The 17,463-nt window shown below is 69.0% G+C and carries 14 protein-coding genes; 6 read left to right on the top strand and 8 right to left on the bottom strand.

What is annotated here, in order from left to right; genetic code table 11:
- Positions 1–11: 11 nt before the first annotated feature.
- Positions 12–677 (bottom strand): hypothetical protein, encoded by a 666-nt coding sequence (locus OHT57_RS25555; protein WP_328748823.1) that lies wholly within the window; start codon positions 675–677, stop codon positions 12–14.
- 305 nt (positions 678–982) lie between these two features.
- Here OHT57_RS25555 and OHT57_RS25550 point away from each other — a divergent pair, with 305 nt between their 5' ends.
- Positions 983–2,395, top strand: coding sequence for a VCBS repeat-containing protein (locus OHT57_RS25550; RefSeq protein ID WP_328748822.1), 1,413 nt, complete (start codon positions 983–985; stop codon positions 2,393–2,395).
- A gap of 74 nt (positions 2,396–2,469) precedes the next feature.
- Here OHT57_RS25550 and OHT57_RS25545 read toward each other — a convergent pair whose 3' ends face one another.
- The 4 genes from OHT57_RS25545 to aspS all read right to left on the bottom strand — a co-directional run bounded on the left by OHT57_RS25545 (position 2,470) and on the right by aspS (position 7,691).
- On the bottom strand, positions 2,470–3,402 hold the full coding sequence (locus tag OHT57_RS25545) for an intradiol ring-cleavage dioxygenase (protein ID WP_328748821.1): 933 nt from the start codon (positions 3,400–3,402) through the stop codon (positions 2,470–2,472).
- A gap of 30 nt (positions 3,403–3,432) precedes the next feature.
- Positions 3,433–4,743, bottom strand: a complete 1,311-nt coding sequence (locus tag OHT57_RS25540; RefSeq protein WP_328748820.1) for an MFS transporter — start codon at positions 4,741–4,743, stop codon at positions 3,433–3,435.
- Between the two features lie 177 nt (positions 4,744–4,920).
- A complete protein-coding gene (locus OHT57_RS25535) occupies positions 4,921–5,808 on the bottom strand; it encodes an intradiol ring-cleavage dioxygenase (protein WP_328748819.1) in 888 nt (295 codons plus the stop codon).
- A 119-nt stretch (positions 5,809–5,927) separates the two neighbouring features.
- Entirely contained in the window at positions 5,928–7,691 is a 1,764-nt protein-coding gene (gene aspS, locus OHT57_RS25530; protein ID WP_328748818.1) for an aspartate--tRNA ligase, read from the bottom strand.
- 142 nt (positions 7,692–7,833) lie between these two features.
- Here aspS and OHT57_RS25525 point away from each other — a divergent pair, with 142 nt between their 5' ends.
- Together OHT57_RS25525 and OHT57_RS25520 are read left to right on the top strand one after the other, a co-directional pair.
- Positions 7,834–9,987 (top strand): SpoIIE family protein phosphatase, encoded by a 2,154-nt coding sequence (locus OHT57_RS25525; RefSeq protein WP_328748817.1) that lies wholly within the window; start codon positions 7,834–7,836, stop codon positions 9,985–9,987.
- Between the two features lie 103 nt (positions 9,988–10,090).
- A complete protein-coding gene (locus tag OHT57_RS25520; RefSeq protein ID WP_328748816.1) occupies positions 10,091–10,225 on the top strand; it encodes a hypothetical protein in 135 nt (44 codons plus the stop codon).
- A 73-nt stretch (positions 10,226–10,298) separates the two neighbouring features.
- Here OHT57_RS25520 and OHT57_RS25515 read toward each other — a convergent pair whose 3' ends face one another.
- Both OHT57_RS25515 and OHT57_RS25510 read right to left on the bottom strand, forming a co-directional pair.
- Positions 10,299–11,270, bottom strand: a complete 972-nt coding sequence (locus OHT57_RS25515) for a pirin family protein (RefSeq protein ID WP_328748815.1) — start codon at positions 11,268–11,270, stop codon at positions 10,299–10,301.
- A 132-nt stretch (positions 11,271–11,402) separates the two neighbouring features.
- Positions 11,403–12,932, bottom strand: coding sequence for an MFS transporter (locus OHT57_RS25510; protein WP_328748814.1), 1,530 nt, complete (start codon positions 12,930–12,932; stop codon positions 11,403–11,405).
- 144 nt (positions 12,933–13,076) lie between these two features.
- On the opposite strand from OHT57_RS25510, the gene OHT57_RS25505 reads away from it, so the two are divergent.
- Positions 13,077–13,814, top strand: coding sequence for a TetR/AcrR family transcriptional regulator (locus OHT57_RS25505; RefSeq protein WP_328748812.1), 738 nt, complete (start codon positions 13,077–13,079; stop codon positions 13,812–13,814).
- A 181-nt stretch (positions 13,815–13,995) separates the two neighbouring features.
- On the opposite strand, the gene OHT57_RS25500 is transcribed toward OHT57_RS25505, so the two are convergent.
- The gene (locus tag OHT57_RS25500) at positions 13,996–14,472 is read right to left on the bottom strand and encodes an SseB family protein (RefSeq protein WP_328748811.1); all 477 of its coding nucleotides are present in this window, start codon (positions 14,470–14,472) and stop codon (positions 13,996–13,998) included.
- A gap of 120 nt (positions 14,473–14,592) precedes the next feature.
- Between OHT57_RS25500 and OHT57_RS25495 the strand changes: the two genes are divergently transcribed.
- Both OHT57_RS25495 and OHT57_RS25490 read left to right on the top strand, forming a co-directional pair.
- Positions 14,593–15,447: a dioxygenase family protein gene (locus tag OHT57_RS25495; protein WP_328748810.1), complete on the top strand. Its 855-nt coding sequence runs from the start codon at positions 14,593–14,595 to the stop codon at positions 15,445–15,447.
- A gap of 128 nt (positions 15,448–15,575) precedes the next feature.
- On the top strand, positions 15,576–17,402 hold the full coding sequence (locus OHT57_RS25490) for an acyl-CoA dehydrogenase (protein WP_328748809.1): 1,827 nt from the start codon (positions 15,576–15,578) through the stop codon (positions 17,400–17,402).
- Positions 17,403–17,463: the final 61 nt, after the last annotated feature.

Here is a 17,463-nt window from a genome sequence, read left to right as displayed (position 1 = left end):
GCCGGTCCGGCTCAGAAGGTGCCGTCGAATCCGCCCGGTCCGCCGAACGGGCCGCCGCCCGGCCGGTGTTGGTGGAACCCGTCGGACAGCACGTCGGCGAGCAGCATGCCGCCCGCGCCCGCCGCCCCCGCGACCAGCGCCGTCTTCCACCAGGGCCGGCTGTACCAGCCGCCCGGGACCCGCCGGCCCCCGACGACCCCGCCTGGGTAGTAGTACGGCGTCGCTCCGCCCGGACGGTCGGAGACGGCGTACGTCCGCTCGTCGACGGTGACCCGGCCGTCCCGGGCGGTGACCGTGGCCGTACCGAGGTCCGGCAGGGCGGGGCCGGGATCGAGGCCGAGGGCGGTACGGGCGCCGCGGACGTAGTAGAGGCCCTCCACGGCGGCCTGCGTCACCATCGCGTACTGCGCGGGCGTCCCGGCGGCGACGAGCTGCCCCTGCGCGGCCCGGTACCGCTCGTTCGCGTCGGTCAGTGCCTGGTCCGCGGCCTTGTCCCCGCCCGCGTCCAGCGTGGACAGGCTTCCGCCGAGCCGCTCGACCCACCGCTCGGCATCGGCTCGGGCGTCGAAGTCGTCCACGGGCGGGAGCGGAACCACTCCGGCTCCTCCGGCCGCACGCCGCTGCGCGGCCACCGCGACAGCCGCCCCGGCAATCAGCACCAGTGCGAGAAGCACCATGAGACCCATCGCTTCCTCCAGCGTGTCAGCAGGTCAACGCGCCCTCGTGACCTCGTGACCTCCATGAGACGACTTCGCGCTGTGCGATGTCATCGAGGAACCTGTGCGGCCGCCATGGGATGTCCATGACGGCGGGAGACGGTCTTTTGCCCTGCCTATGGGGTTTGCTGACTTTCAGGGGTCGTTCGGAGCGCGGGTGACGATCGCGACGGGCTTCGGCGGCTACAAGTCCCGTTTCTGCAACGGTAGTTCACGGATCGAGGCGCCTTGGGCCACTGTGCCCCGGGCGCCTTTACAATCCGCGCGTGACGCATATACGAAGATGGGGCGCGGCCGCGTTCGTGGCCGCGGGACTGATGGGGGGCACCCTGCTGTCGGCTGTACCGGCGGCAGCGGTGCACGGTGGGGTACCGGGCGACTTCAACGGCGACGGCTACAAGGACGCCGTCCTGCCCGCGCCGGGCGCGAACGTGGCGGGCAAGGAATCGGCCGGGGCGGTGGTCGTGCTGTACGGCTCGTCCGCCGGCCTGGCGGCGAGCCGCCGCAGGACGATCACACAGAACACCTCGGGGGTACCGGGCACGGCGGAGGCCTACGACCGCTTCGGCGCCGCCACCGCGACGGCCGACCTGAACCGGGACGGCTACGCCGACCTGGTGGTGGGATCGCCGTCCGAGGACACGTCGAAGGGGACGAACGCCGGTACGGTGACGGTCCTTTGGGGGAGCAGCAGCGGACTGACGAGCGCGACGGATCTGCCGTCGCCGGCCGGCTCGCCGAGTCACTACGGTGAGGACATCGCCGCGCTCAGCACCGGGGCCGGGGCGAAGACCCGGGTCGCGGTCAGCGGAGACGACGCATCCCTGTACTTCAGCGGGCCGTTCAGACGGAACGGCAGCTTCGGGTCCGTCGTGTACAACAACGACACCGCGTCCACCGTGTCCGTCGCGCTCGGCGACTTCGACGGCAACGCCGTGCCCGACCCGGCATCCGCCACCGTACGCACGAACGGCACGGGCGGAGACGTCTACTCCAACCCTGCCTCCGGCAACGAACTGCGGGGCGACGGCCTCATCGTGGCCTCCGGCGACGTCAACGGCGACGGCTACGCCGACCTCGTGGCCGGTGACCCGGACGAGCCCGAAAGGGCGGGCGTGGACGGCGAGTCGGGCGGGCGCGTCCTCGTCTGGTACGGCTCGGCGACCGGCATCGCGAAGGACACCGTGCCCGTCGAGATCACGCAGAACACCGCGGGAGTCCCGGGCTCGAGCGAGAAGGGCGACGCCTTCGGCGGCGCGCTGGCCGTGGCCGACCTCAACCGGGACGGCCTCGCGGACATCGTGGTCGGCTCGCCGTACGAGAACCTCGCCAAGAACCGCGCCGGCCAGGTCACCGTCGTACCGGGCCGCTCCTCGGGCGCCCTCGGCACCGGTTCGTACTCCTTCTCCCAGGACACCGCGGGCGTACCGGGCGCCTCCGAGACCGACGACTTCTTCGGTACGGCGGTCTCGGTCGGGGACGTGAACAAGGACGGCAGGCCGGAACTGTTCGTCGGCGCGGCCGGGGAGAACAACTTCACCGGCGCGGTCTGGGTGTTGCCCGGCGGCTCCTCCCGGCCGACGGCCACGGGCAGCAAGCTGTTCACGGCTTCCTCCCTCGGCCTCACCCAGCAGGGCGGCACCCTCCTGGGCGGCAACGGACTGCTCTGGGTGATCTGACCCACCGTCATACGGCAGAGGGCGCCCGGGACTTCACGGTCCCGGGCGCCCTCGTCCGTGTTCGCGGAGTTTCCTCAGTTGTTGTCGTTCGTCGCGTCGGGTTCGACGCCCATCGTCAGGGAGCCGACGACGCCCTTGGCGATGTTCTTCTTGTTGTACTTCAGCTTGAGCAGACCCCCGGTGGTCCCGCTCTGGTCGTAGATGTGGTCCTCCGTGAGCGTGGTGCGGGGGGTGGTGTTGGTGGAGTACGGCTCGACCTCGGCGGAGGCCAGCACGGACTCCTCGTCGAAGAAGAACTGGCCGGTGTGACAGGTGTGCCCGCCCTCGTAACCGGCGTCCGTCCACTCGCCGTCCACGTGGACCTTGGTGTGGATGTGCACACAGCGGCCCCGGTACCAACCCGGGAAGATCGTCCTGAAGGTGACCTGGCCGCGCTTGTCGGTCTTCCACGTGCCGCGCAGATAGCGCTCGTCGTCGGTGGGCTCCTCATGGACGCCGCCACTGGGCGGGCCACCGGTCGGCGCGCCCGTCGGCGGCTCACCGGTGGGCGTACCGCTCGGGACGGTGCCGCCACCGCCGGTGGACGCGCTCTCGTAGCCCGAGTAGATGCCCAGCGCGTCGCAGTGCCAGATGTCGACGGCCGCGTTGGCGACGGGCTTGCAGGTCTCGGAGTCGATCACCTTGAGCTGGAGGGTGAGGGGGATGCCCTCCTTGTCCTCCGTGATGTCCCGGCGGAGCTTGTCCGCGTCGATGTAGTAGGGGCCCTCGGTGGTCTCCGAGGTGAGTTTGTAGCAGACCTCCGCGGCGGTGGAGGTGCTGCTCGCGGAGGCGGCCCTGGGACCACCCTTCACCTCGCCCGCGAAGGCACCCGACGCGGCGAGGGTGCCGGCCGCACCCACCGCCACGGCGGCACCCGCTCCGGCCACGACGACCTTGCGCCGCGTGAGGTCCTTCTTGTGTTTCGGCCCGTTGGCCACCTGCTGCTGTTCCGGCTGGTTTCCCGTCATGGACAAGCAAGTTAGGTAAGAAGACTGTCCTCAGCGTGGGAGCGGACTGTGGCTTCCTGTGCTCTCCTTCAGATCCACGGTGGCTCGGGGGCTCCGGAGGTACTTCACCGCGATCACCGCGAGCAGCGACGCCGCGGTCAGGGTGTAGAGGCCGCCGTTGGTGCTGCCGGTTGTGTCCTTGAGATAGCCGAAGAGGAACGGCGAGACGAAACCGCCGAGGTTTCCGATGGAGTTGACGAGGGCGAGGCCCGGAGCGGCGATCCGCAGGTCGAGGCCGGACTGCGCCATCGGCCAGAAGAGGGTGGCCGCGCACTTCGAGCCGACGCCGGCGAGGGTGATCGCCACGAGGCCGAACCAGGGGTTGCCCAGGGTGGCGAGGTAGGTGCCGCCGGCGGACAGGACGAGCATGGCGGCAAGGAAGGGGCGACGGTCCGGGGCGCGGTCGGTGAAGCGGCTCATGGAGTACATGGCGATCATGGAGCAGACCGCGGGGATCGCCGACAGGACGCCGACCTGGAAGGAGGACAATCCGCCGATCTCCTCGATCAGGCTCGGCAGCCAGAAGGTGATCGCGTAGCCGGTGAGGGTCATGGCGAAGAAGGCGCCGGTCAGCAGCAGGACCTGCGGGTGGATCAACAGCTTGAACCGGGACACCTTGGGCGCGCGGCTGCGGGCCTGCTGGTCCTCGGCGACCGCGGCCCGCAGCGCCGCCTTCTCGTCGGCGTCGAGCCAGCGCGCGTCCTCGATCCGGGAGACCAGGAAGAAGCCCGCGGCGATACCGACGACCACCGAGAAGGCGCCCTCCAGGCCGAACATCCAGCGCCAGCCCGCGATGCCGCCGGCTCCGTGCAGTTCCAGCAGGGCGCCGGTGATCGGGCCGGTCACGATGCCTGCGGCGGCCGAACCGCCCAGGAAGATCGCCGTGGCCCGGCCCCGGCTGGAGTCGGGCAGCCACTGGGTGATGTAGAGCATGGCGCCGGGGAAGAACCCGGCCTCCGCGACACCGAGCAGGAAGCGCAGGACGTAGAACGTCGTGACGTTGTGGATGAAGCACATCGACACGATCACCAGACCCCAAGTGATCATGATGCGGGTCAGCCATACCCGGGCGCCGAACCGTTCCAGCAGCATGTTGCTGGGGACCTCGAAGAGGGCGTACCCGATGAAGAACAGCCCCGCCCCGAAGCCGTACGCGGTCGCACTGACCCCGACGTCCGCCTGGAGATCCTCCTGGATGAAGCCCACGTTGGTGCGGTCCAGGTTGTTGACCAGCAGCATCAGGACCAGCAGCGGCATCATGCGGCGCAGGAACTTCCCCACGGCGCGACTCTCGGCTGACATCGTTGTCTCCCTCGGCGTTCACATACATGGCCATGCGTCATGTACTTGATCACCCGAGGACGATACGGAGGGTGCCCCTCCGGGTCAATGGGTTGGACGCATGACCACGTATGTGAATCTGCGGTGAAGGGGCACCCGCAGCCCTGCTTGCGAAGGTGGGAGCCCGGGGGAGCCTTATCAGCCGTCGTGCGTCGTCTCCGGGTCCACTCCGACCGTGATCGACCCACGGACACCCTTGCCGATGCCGTCCTTGCGATACCTCAGCCTGAGCAGACCGCCCGTCGTGCCGCTCTGGTCGTAGATCATGTCCTCGGTGAGCGTGGTGCGCTCGGCGGGGTTGGAGGCGTACGGTTCCAGCTCCGCCGAGGCCAGGACCGACTCCTCGTCGAAGAAGAACTGGCCGGTGTGGCAGGTGCGCCCACCCTCGTAACCGGCGTCCGTCCACTCGCCGTCCACATGCACCTTGGTGTGGATGTGGACGCAGCGGCCCCGGTACCAGCCCGGGAAGACGGTCCGGAAGACGACGTGTCCGTGCTTGTCGGTGCGCCAGGTGCCGCGCAGATAGCGGGTGTCGTCGGTGGGTTCCTGGTGGCCGCCGCCCGGGGGAGGACCGGTGGGAACGCCGGTCGGCGTGCCGGTGGGCGTCCCAGTGGGCGGCTCTCCCGTGGGTGCGGGGCCGCCTCCGCCGCCGTTGCTCTGGGCCTCGTAGCCGGAGTAGACGCCCACCGCGTCGCAGTGCCAGATGTCGACGGCGGCGTTCCGGACCGGCCTGCACGTCTCCGTGTCGATCACCTTCAGGTCGAGAAGGAGCGGAATGCCCTCCCGGTCCTCGGTGATGTCCCGGCGGATCTTGTCCGCGTCGATGTAGTACGGCCCCTCGGTGGTCTCCGAGGTCAGCTTGTAGCAGACCTCGGCCCCGGTGGCGGGCCCCGGCTTTCTCCCCAGGGTCAGGGCGCCCGCGGCACCGGTTCCCAGGCCCACCGCCGCGACCGCCCCGGCGCCCACCGCGACGGCCTTACGCCGCGTCAACTTCCCTGTGCTGTCGAGTTCTTGAGTGTCCGTCATGGACACGGACCGTAGAAGGGGACTCCCTGTCAGGAACATCGGAAGGAGCTGTGAATAGCAAAGTGGCTCGGAACCGACGCCGGTTCCGAGCCACCTGAACTTCAAAGACCTGCCTCGGCCTACTTCGGCTGCGGCTTGCGCACCGACAGGTGCAGCTCCCTCAGCCGGGTCTCCTCCAGCTCCGTCGGCGCACCCATCATCAGGTCCTGGGCGTTGCCGTTGAGCGGGAAGGAGATGGTCTCGCGGATGTTGGGCTCGTCGGCCAGCAGCATGACGATGCGGTCGACGCCGGGGGCGATGCCGCCGTGCGGCGGGGCGCCGAAGCGGAACGCGCGCAGCATGCCGGCGAACTTCTCCTCGACGGTCTCACGGTCGTAGCCCGCGATCTCGAACGCCTTGAGCATGATCTCCGGCTCGTGGTTCCGGATCGCTCCGGAGGACAGCTCGACGCCGTTGCAGACGATGTCGTACTGCCAGCCCAGAATGTCCAGCGGGTCCTGGGACTCCAGGGCCTCCAGACCGCCCTGCGGCATGGAGAACGGGTTGTGCGAGAAGTCGATCGCGCCCGTCTCCTCGTCCTTCTCGTACATCGGGAAGTCGACGATCCAGCAGAACCGGAAGACGCCCTCCTCGAAGTGCCCGGCACGCTTGGCGGCCTCGACCCGCACCGCGCCCATGATCTTCGAGACCTCGTCGAACTCGCCCGCGCCGAAGAACACCGCGTGACCGCCGGCCAGCGAGAGGCGCTTGGTCAGCTCGGCGACGTTCTCCTCGGTGAGGAACTTCGCGATCGGGCCGGACAGCGAACCGTCCTCGGCCACCCGCACCCAGGCCAGGCCCTTCGCGCCCTGCGAGACCGCGAAGTCACCGAGCTGGTCGAAGAACTTCCGCGGCTGCGCGGACACGTCCGGCACCGCCAGCGCCCGCACGTGCTTGCCGGCGAACGCCTTGAACTCCGAGCCCTCGAAGACGTCGGTGATGTCGACGAGCTCCAGCTGCGCACGCAGGTCCGGCTTGTCGGAGCCGTACTTCAGCATCGACTCGCGGAACGGGATCCGCGGGAACGGCGAGGTGACCTCACGGCCGCCGCCGAACTCCTCGAACAGCTCGGTCATGAGCCGCTCGATCGGCTGGAAGACGTCCTCCTGCTCGACGAAGCTCATCTCGACGTCGAGCTGGTAGAACTCACCCGGCGAACGGTCCGCACGCGCGTCCTCGTCACGGAAACAGGGCGCGATCTGGAAGTAGCGGTCGAAGCCGGAGATCATCAGCAGCTGCTTGAACTGCTGCGGCGCCTGCGGAAGGGCGTAGAACTTGCCCGGGTTCAGACGGGAGGGGACCACGAAGTCACGGGCGCCCTCGGGGGAGGTCGCCGACAGGATCGGGGTCGCCATCTCGTTGAAGCCGAGGTCGACCATCTTCGAGCGGATCGAGGCGATCACCGACGACCGCAGCATGATGTTCTTGTGCATGCGCTCGCGGCGCAGGTCGAGGAAGCGGTACTCCAGGCGCCGCTCCTCGTTGACCCCGTCCTCGGTGTTGATCGTGAACGGCAGCGGGGCGGCCGCGCCGAGCAGCTCGACCTCGCCGACCTCGACCTCGATCTCACCGGTGGGCAGGTCCGCGTTGATGTTCTCGGCACCGCGGGAGACGACCTTGCCGTCGACGCGGACCGTGGACTCCTTGGTCAGCTTGTCGAGGGCCTCATAGGCGGGCGTGCCGGGACGGGCGACCAGCTGCGTGATGCCGTAGTGGTCACGCAGATCGATGAAGAGGATGCCGCCCAGGTCGCGCCGATTGTGCAGCCAGCCACTCAGCCGGACGTCGGTACCGACGTCAGAGGCGCGGAGCTCGCCGCAGGTGTGGGACCTGTACCGATGCATCGTCGTTCATCCAGCCTTCGCGGATCGGGGTGTGTTTCACGTGAAACTTCCCCAAGCCTACCGGGGCTCCGGTATCCCCTCCCCACCATTACGACTCGGTCAACAGTGGCACTACGGGATGTCCTGTTCTTAAAGTAGGGCAATGCGCACTGGTGAGCCCCTGCCCGCCGTGGGGGACGTCCTCACCGCCCTCGCGACCGGCCTATGGCACTGGGACACCGCCACGGAGCTGGTCACAGTCGACGCGGAGGCGGCTCGGCTGCTCGGCCTGCCCGCAGAGCGGACCACCCTCACGGAGGCCCAGGCACGCGCCCGTCTCCATCCCGTCGACTGGAACGAGATCATCAGCGTCGTCGGACTCGCCGTCGCCGAGGACACACTCGCCGAGGTCCGGATCAGGATCATGGACAAGCTGGGCCGGGTGATCCGTACCGTACGCAGTCGCTCCAAGCCGTCGTACGACGCGGACAAGAAGTCGTTCCAGCTGATCGGCACCCTCCAGCAAGTCACCGAACCGGTGCCCGGCACCCCCGCCGGGCGCACCGCGGTCACCGGCGACTGGCGACGCTCCCGCGAGGCCTTCCTACTGGACGCGGGCCGTGCCCTCGCCGAGGCCCGCTCGACCGCCGAGGTCCTACGGGTCGCCGCGGGCCTGTCCATGCCCGGCTTCAGCCCCGACGGCCTGGCCGTCTTCGGCGTCGAGGGCGACCGCCTGACGATCATCGGCCACCACGGCCAGCAGCCCGGCGACGAGAGCCCCTTCTCCCACATGGACCTGGACACGGACTATCCGGCCGCCGAGGTCGTACGCACCGGCCGTGCCGTCTATCTCTCCAGCGCCGAGGCCTACCGCGCCCGCTACCCGGTCACCTGGCCGCTCGCCCAGCACTTCGACCGCCAATCCTGGGCGTTCCTGCCGCTGACGGTGGCCGGCCGCACGATGGGCGCGTGGATGGCGGGCTTCGCCTACCCGGTGGCGTTCACACCGGACGAACGCTCGGTACTGACGACGGTGGCCCGCATGCTGGCCCAGGCCCTGTCCCGCGCCGGCGTGACAGAGTCGGAACGCGAGCTCACCGACGGCCTCCAACGGTCCATGCTCCCCACCCTGGGCCCGGAGATACCGGGAATGACCATCGCCGCCCGCTACGTCCCCACCGGCGGCGGCCTCCAGGTCGGCGGCGACTGGTACGACATGATCCCCCTGCCCGGAGGAACCTCCCGGGCAGGGGCGGGCGGCCGGTTCGCCCTGGTCATCGGGGACGTCCAGGGCCATGACGTACGGGCGGCAGGCCTGATGGGCCAGCTCCGCATCGCCCTGCGCGCCTACGCCTCCGAGGGCCACCGCCCCGACGCGGTCCTCTCCCGCGCCTCCCGCTTCCTGAACGGCATGACGTACGGCTCCATCGGGGACGGGGACCCCACCGACCCACGGTTCGCGACCTGCCTCTACGTCGAGGTCGACCCGGAGACCGGCGTCCTGGAGATCGCCCGGGCCGGCCATCCCGAGCCGGCGATCCGGATGACCGACGGCACGGTCCTGGCCCGCCGTACGGACAGCGGTCTCCCCCTCGGCATCGACCCGGACGCCGACTACCCCACGACCCGGATCGTCCTGGAGCCCGGCGAAACGCTCATGCTCTGCACCGACGGCCTGATCGAGACCGGCGGCCACGACTTCGAGACCGGCTGGAAGCGCATCCGCACCATCCTGGAGACCCATGACGGCGACCTGGAGGAACTCGCCGACGCCCTGGTCCAGGCCGTCCACGGCCCCTCCTCCCACCACACCACCGGCCCCCTGGCCGACCGCCGCGAGGACGACATCGCGGTCCTGCTGCTGTCCCGGCAGGACGAGAGCCACGGCGACACCGTCACCCCACGGCCGGCGGTCCGTCGCACGATGCTCTCGGTGGCCCAGGCGGAACCGCAACGCGTCGGATTCGCCCGCCAGCACCTGCGTGAACTGCTGCACGACTGGTCCTCCGCCGACCAGGTCGACTCCGCGGTCCTGCTGCTGTCCGAGATGCTGACGAACGTCCTGGTCCACACCGACGCGGACGCACTGCTCCTCGCGGAGGTCCACGGCGAGACGGGCGCCCGCCGGATGCGCATCGAGGTCACCGACACCAGCGACGACCTCCCGCACAAACGCCGCCCCGGCGAACTGGCCTCCTCCGGCCGGGGCCTGATGCTGGTCGAACTCCTCGCGGACCTGTGGGGAGTGGACCCCCGGGGCGAAGGCAAAAGCATCTGGTTCGAACTCCACGAGCCGTCCGGCGAGGTGTCGGGGTAAGACGGCGTAGACAGCTCAGCACCATCGAATGAATCGATACTTCTTTCGCTATATCGGGTGAAAACCCTTCCTTCGGACATCAGTCACAGCCACGGGGGCGCGGGTGCGGAGACTGACGATGCCGGACGGGACGTATTGGTTTCCGGTGGTCGACGTCTGCAAGAAGCTGCTCAAGCGGGGCTGCATCCGGCAGACGGGCTGCACCGCGGACGGAGCACCCACCTACGTGCTGCCGTAGGAGCGCTCACAAGACAGGCCCGAAGCCGCAAAACAAGGTTGCGGCTTCGGGCCTGCGTCGTACCGTACCGGACTTACAGCCCGCCCTCGGTCATTCCGTGCACCGCCGGAACCGTCCCCAGACGCCCCTTCTGGAAGTCCTCGAATGCCTGCTGCAGCTCCTCGCGGGTGTTCATCACGAAGGGGCCGTAGTGGGCCATCGGTTCACGGATCGGCTGGCCGCCCAGGAGCACGACCTCCAGGTCCGGCGCGTTCGAATCCTGCTTCTCGTCCGCGCGCACGGTCAGAGAAGAGCCGGAGCCGAAGACGGCGGTCTGGCCCAGGTGGATCGGGCGGCGTTCGGCACCGACGCTGCCGCGGCCCGCAAGGACATACGCGAGGGCGTTGTACTCCTCGCTCCACGGCAGCGTGATCTCCGCTCCCGGCGCCAGCGTCGCGTGGATCATCGTGATCGGCGTGTGCGTGACGCCAGGGCCTTGGTGCCCGTCCAGCTCACCCGCGATCACCCTCAGCAGCGCACCCCCGTCCGGCGAGGTCAGAAGTTGCACCTGGCCACCGCGGATGTCCTGGTAGCGCGGGTCCTTCATCTTGTCCTTGGCCGGCAGATTCACCCACAGCTGCAGGCCGTGGAAGAGACCGCCGGACTTCACGAGCGACTCAGGCGGGGTCTCGATGTGCAGCAGGCCGGAGCCCGCTGTCATCCACTGGGTGTCCCCGTTCGTGATGGTGCCGCCCCCACCGTTGCTGTCCTGGTGGATGAAGGTCCCGTCGATGATGTAGGTGACGGTCTCGAAGCCGCGGTGCGGGTGCCAGGGGGTCCCCTTCGGGGCGCCGGCAGGGTAATCGACCTCACCCATCTGGTCCATCATGATGAACGGGTCGAGCTGCCGGTAGTTGATCCCGGCGAAAGCCCGGCGTACCGGGAAACCCTCCCCCTCGAAGCCACTCGGCGCGGTCGTCACGCCGAGGACGGGACGGGCCACCGCGTCCGCCGTCGCGGCCACGCGCGGCAGGGTCAGCGGGTTGTCGACAGTCACTGCAGGCATGTCGGTACCTCCTTGTGGTTCGAGTTTAGTTGAGCATTGAACTTTCTGCCACCCCTAACGGCAGAAGCCCGGAGGACATTCCCTCCGGGCCTTCCCGAATCCCCGCGCCCTCCGCACCCCTCGCTCAGGAGGTCAGACGGCGAGCTCCGGTTCCCGATCGGTCTCCCCCTCGTTCGTCCCCTCGGTTGCCGTGGTTTCGGCAGCCGCCCCCGGCTTTGGCCGGTCGTCCCTCATCATCAGTGCCGCCAGCAGCGCCGCCGCCAGGACACCGACCGCGCTGACCGTGAAGGTCGTGGACATGGCGGCCGTGAAGGCCTCGCGGGCCGACGTCAGCAGACCGATGTCCCCCAGTGCCACCGCCCCGGCGATCGAGTGCTTCGCCTGTTCCGGTGTCCCCTCGGGCATCCGGTTGGCGAAGCCGCTCGACAGGAGCGAGCCGAGGATCGCGATGCCCAGTGCGGTGCCGGCCTGCTGCACGGTGTCGTTCAGCGCAGAGCCGACGCCTGCCTTGTCCTCGGGGATCGTACCCATCAGCGCGGCCACCGCGGCGGGCATCGCCAGACCCGCGCCGAGGCCGAGCAGACCGAGTGCCACCGCCGGGACGGTGAAGCCGGAGTCCGCCGAGACCGTGGTCAGCAGGGCGAAGCAGGTCACCATCACCAGCATGCCCGCGAGGATCACCCACCGGTTGCCGTACTTGGCGGCGATCTTGACCCCGATGCCGTTGCCGATGAGGGCCGTGACGGCCAGCGGCAGGAAGGCCAGGCCCGCCTTGACGGGTGAGTAGCCGAGCACGAACTGGAGGTACTGGGTGAGGACCAGCAGCAGACCGCCGTTGCCGATCTGGACCAGGGCCAGTGAGAGCGAACCTCCGCTGAAGTTGCGGTGCTTGAAGAGGCTCAGCGGGACCATGGGGGATGTGGTGATGTTCTCCCAGATCACGAAGCCGGCCAGGGAGACGATGGCCAGGGGCAGTGCGGCTGTCCATATGCCGTGCTGCGGAAGCTCGATGATCCACCAGACCAGGGCGGTCATCCCGGCCGCCGAGAGCACTGCGCCGAGGGGGTCGGCCTTCTGCCAGGGTGCCTTGGACTCCGGCATCAGTGTCAGGCCGGCGGCGATCGCGAGGGCCACGACCGGCACGTTGAGGAGGAAGATCGACTGCCAGGAGAAGTGGTCGATCAGGACACCGCCCAGGACGGGGCTGCCCACCAGGCCGAGCATCGCCACCGAGCTCCAGGCCGCCATCGCCCTGCCGCGTTCGTCCTCGTCGAAGACGGTGATGAGGATCGAGAGCGTGGACGGCATGACCAGTGCGCCGCCGAGGCCCATCGCGATCCGGACGGCTATCACCTCGCCGGGGGTGGTGCACCAGATCGCGGTCAGTGAGGCCGCCCCGAAGAGCACGAGTCCGATCAGCATCACCTTGCGGCGGCCGAAGCGGTCGCCCAGGCTGCCGGAGGTGAGCAGGAGGCCGGCGAAGACCAGGATGTAGGAGTCCAGGATCCACTGGGTGTCCTGGGCGCTCGCCCCGATCTCCTCGGTCATGACCGGTACCGCGACGGTCAGGGCCATGCTGTCGACGACCAGCACCAGGCTGCTGAGGCAGAGCACGACCAGGATCCACCAGCGGCGTGGATCGCGGGTTCCCAAGGCATTCATGACAGTTCCCCTCCGGTCTGCGAACACCGTTCCTTCGTTGCGAACACTGTACGCAGATAGAGGCAGCGTTCGCAAGGATCGATTCATGTACGCTCGACGCGAACGACGTACGCAGCAGGTCGGGCCGCGCCAGAAGGAGTACCGATGACGACCGAGCCGAGCCCCATTCCCTCCGTCTGGGCCCGCCCGTCACGCGCCTCCGACCAGCCCGCGCTCAGCCGCACGGCGATCGTGCGCGAGGCGATCGGCATGCTGGACGCGGAGGGTGTCGAGGCGCTGAGCATGCGCAAGCTCGCCACCCGGCTGAACGCGGGCGCGGCCTCCCTCTACCGGCACGTGGCCACGAAGGACGAGCTGATGGAGCTGGCGGTGGACGAGGTCGCCGCGGAGATCCACGTACCGTCGGCGGACGGCCCCGACTGGCGCGCGGCCGTCACGGAAGCGACCCGCTCCTTCCGCACGACCGCTCTGCGGCACCCGTGGCTGCCCCCGGTTCTCGGCCAGGCGGGCCTCGCCTACCTCGGGCCCAACCTCATGTCCTACTCGGAGCGGCTGGCGGCCCTGTTCACCGCTGCCGGGTTCCGGGATCCCGGTACGGCGATCGACGCCGTGATGTCGTACGTGATCGGGATGAGCACCACGGAGGCCGCCTGGCTCACCACGGTCGCCCGTTCCGGTGACTCCGAGTCGGGGCTCATCGCCCGCCTCCTGCCCGCGGTCCAGCAGGCCACGGCCTCCCACAGCCATCTGGCCCAGGGGTACGCCGACACGGAGGAGGCGGCCACCACGGACCCGGTGGCCTTGAGGGAGGCGAAGTTCGAGGCCGCCCTGGACGTCGTCCTGGACGGTCTGTCACTGCGTCTGAAGAAGCAGGCTCCCTGACGCGCCCTGCCGACGCGGGCCCGGAGAGCTGCGCCGACCGGCCGGCACGCGTCCGGAGATCGCACGGCAAGGCGGCGCACTCCGTCGAGCGTCCACCGCGCGGCACGGCACCGGTGGCGCAACACCGCGTGGACCGGGAGCCGCACAGTCCGGCACCACGCCACGCCCCGTGAGGTGTCGGCTACCCGTACATCCTGCGCATCGCGAACTCCACCATCTGCTCCACGGCCTTCGCGTCGAAGACGATGCGGTGTTCGCCCTCCATGTCGACGACGAAGCCGTAGCCGGTCGGGAGCAGGTCGAGGACCTCGGCGCCGGTGATGACGAAGTACTTGGACTCCTTGCCCGCGTACCGGCGCAGTTCCTTGAGCGTGGTGAACATGGGGATCACCGGCTGCTGGGTGTTGTGCAGGGCGAGGAATCCGGGGTTGTCGCCGCGCGGGCAGTAGACCTTGGAGGTGGCGAAGACCTGCTGGAAGTCCTCGGCGGCCAGCTGGCCGGTGGTGAAGGCGCGCACCGCGTCCGCGAGGGAGGGCGGGGACGGCTCGGGGTACAGCGGCGGCTGCTGGCCGTACCCGCCCGCACCGCCGGCCATGGGCTGCTGCGGTGGGACGCCGTACTGCTGCTGGGCACCAGCATTCTGCTCGTAGCCGTACATGGGCGTAAGCCTACCGAGAGCCGGGCGGCGGGTGGACGGCTGTGGGTACCTGGGAAATCGACAGGCACCTGACAGCCGCCACGCTGGTCTTCGGGCGGCGCGGGCTCATAGCGTCGGTTCATGCACCGACATCACGACGACGAGGTCCACGAGCACGACAGAGGCCTCTCCTACGACCTGCCTGTTCTCGCCCGCCGGCGGATGATCCGGCTCATGGCGGGAGCGGGGGCGAGCCTGGTGCCCCTGGCCGGGTGTACCGCCGACGGCTCCTCTTCTCCGGCGGCCGCGAGCGCACCTTCTTCGGGGTCGACGGGCGACGGGGGTACCGATGCGAGTCCTGCGGAGTGCGTCACCGTCCCCGAGGAGACCGCGGGGCCCTATCCCGGCGACGGTTCGAACGGCGTGAACGTGCTGAAGGAGAGCGGGGTGGTGCGCGGTGACATCACCCGGAGTTTCGGTGAGTCCGCGGGCGGCACCGCCGAGGGCGTGCCCCTGACGTTCACTCTCACGGTCGTGGACGCCGGCTCCGGATGCGGGGCGCCGAGGAAGGGCGCCGCGGTCTATGTCTGGCACTGCGACCGCGAGGGCGGCTACTCCCTGTACACCGAGGGCGTCACCGACGAGAACTACCTGCGTGGTGTCCAGGAGACCGACGAGGAGGGGCGGGTCACGTTCACCAGCGTCTTCCCGGGCTGTTACACCGGCCGCTGGCCGCACATCCACTTCGAGGTCTACGGCAGCCTCCGGGACGCGACGGGCGCCACGGCGATCACGAACACCTCGCAGCTGGCCCTCCCGAAGGACGTGTGCGACACGGTGTACGCCACCGAGGGGTACGAGAGCAGTGTGGACAACCTGAGCCGGCTCTCCCTGGACACGGACATGGTCTTCCGTGACGGACACGACCAGCAGCTCGCGACGGTGCGGGGGAGTGTGCGGGAGGGGTACAGCGCCACGCTGACGGTCGCGGTGTGAACCGTCACAGATGGCGGGATCGGGTTGCACGTTATTACCGGCGGGTAGCATCATCGTAGCTACTTGTTGGTATGTGAACTGGTGCGAGGAACCAAGTGCCTCGCCGATCTCTCAACGGAGCCGGAGCCATGGGGCACTACAAGTCGAACCTCCGCGACATCGAGTTCAACCTTTTCGAGGTGCTCGGGCGCGACCAGCTGTACGGCACTGGCCCGTTCGAGGAAATGGACGTCGAGACCGCGAAGAGCATCCTGGAGGAGCTGGTCCGCCTCTCGGAGAACGAGCTGGCGGAGTCCTTCACGGACGCCGACCGCAACCCGCCGGTCTTCGACCCGGAGACGAACACCGCACCGGTCCCGGCGTCCTTCAAGAAGAGCTACAAGGCCTTCATGGACTCCGAGTACTGGCGGCTCGGCCTGCCCGAGGAGATCGGCGGCACGACGGCTCCGCCGTCCCTGATCTGGTCGTACGCGGAGATGGTCCTCGGCGCGAACCCGGCCGTGTGGATGTACTGCTCCGGCCCGGCGTTCGCCGGGATCCTCTTCGACGAGGGCAACGACGTCCAGAAGCACATCGCGAAGATCGCGGTGGAGCGGACCTGGGGCTCGACCATGGTACTCACCGAGCCCGACGCGGGCTCCGACGTCGGCGCGGGCCGTACCAAGGCGACGGAGCAGGAGGACGGCTCCTGGCACATCGAGGGCGTCAAGCGTTTCATCACGTCGGGTGAGCACGACATGGAGGAGAACATCCTCCACTACGTGCTCGCGCGGCCGGAAGGTGCCGGTCCGGGCACCAAGGGGCTGTCCCTCTTCCTCGTCCCGAAGTTCCTCTTCGACTTCGAGACCGGCGAGCTGGGCGAGCGCAACGGCGTCTACGCCACCAACGTCGAGCACAAGATGGGCCTCAAGGCCTCCAACACCTGCGAGATGACCTTCGGCGACCAGCACCCGGCCAAGGGCTGGCTGATCGGCGACAAGCACGACGGCATCCGCCAGATGTTCCGCATCATCGAGATGGCGCGGATGATGGTCGGCACGAAGGCGATCTCCACGCTGTCGACGGGCTACCTCAACGCGCTGGAGTACGCCAAGGAGCGCGTCCAGGGCCCCGACCTGGCGAAGTTCATGGACAAGGCCGCGCCCAAGGTCACCATCACCCACCACCCCGACGTGCGCCGCGCGCTCATCACGCAGAAGGCGTACGCGGAGGGCATGCGCGCCCTCGTCCTCTACACGGCCTCGATCCAGGACGCGATCGCCGTCAAGACGGCCGCGGGCGAGGACGCGAAGACCGAGCACGCGCTGAACGACCTGCTCCTGCCGATCGTCAAGGGCTACGGCTCCGAGAAGGGCTACGAGCAGCTCGCCCAGTCGCTCCAGACCTTCGGCGGCTCCGGGTTCCTGCAGGAGTACCCGATCGAGCAGTACATCCGCGACGCGAAGATCGACACCCTCTACGAGGGCACGACCGCGATCCAGGGCCAGGACTTCTTCTTCCGGAAGATCGTCCGCAACCAGGGTTCGGCCCTCAACTCCCTCGCCGAGGACATCAAGAAGTTCCTGGCGCTGGGCTCCGGGGGCGAGGTGCTCGCGGGCGCCCGTGAGCACCTGGCGAAGGCGGCCGTCGAGCTGGAGGCCATCGTCGGTGTGATGCTGACCGACCTCGCGGCCACCGAGCAGGACGTCAAGAACATGTACAAGGTGGGCCTCAACACCAGCCGCCTGCTGATGGCCTCCGGTGACGTCGTCGTCGGCTACCTCCTCCTCAAGGGTGCGGCGATCGCCGCCGAGAAGCTGGAGTCGGCCGCCGCCAAGGACGTGGCCTTCTACACCGGCAAGATCGCGGCGGCGAAGTTCTTCGCGGCCGACGTCCTGCCCGGCGTGACCCTGGCCCGCAAGATCGCCGAGGGCGTCGACCTGGACCTGATGGAACTGGACGAGGCCGCGTTCTAGGACACATCTGTACAGCTGCACACGTCCTCACGAGAGCCCGCTCCCGATCCAGGGAGCGGGC

Source organism: Streptomyces sp. NBC_00285 (assembly GCF_036174265.1).
Taxonomy (GTDB): Bacteria; Actinomycetota; Actinomycetes; order Streptomycetales; family Streptomycetaceae; genus Streptomyces.
Note: the sequence above shows the minus strand (reverse complement) of the source record. Positions and strands in the feature narration are given on the sequence as shown.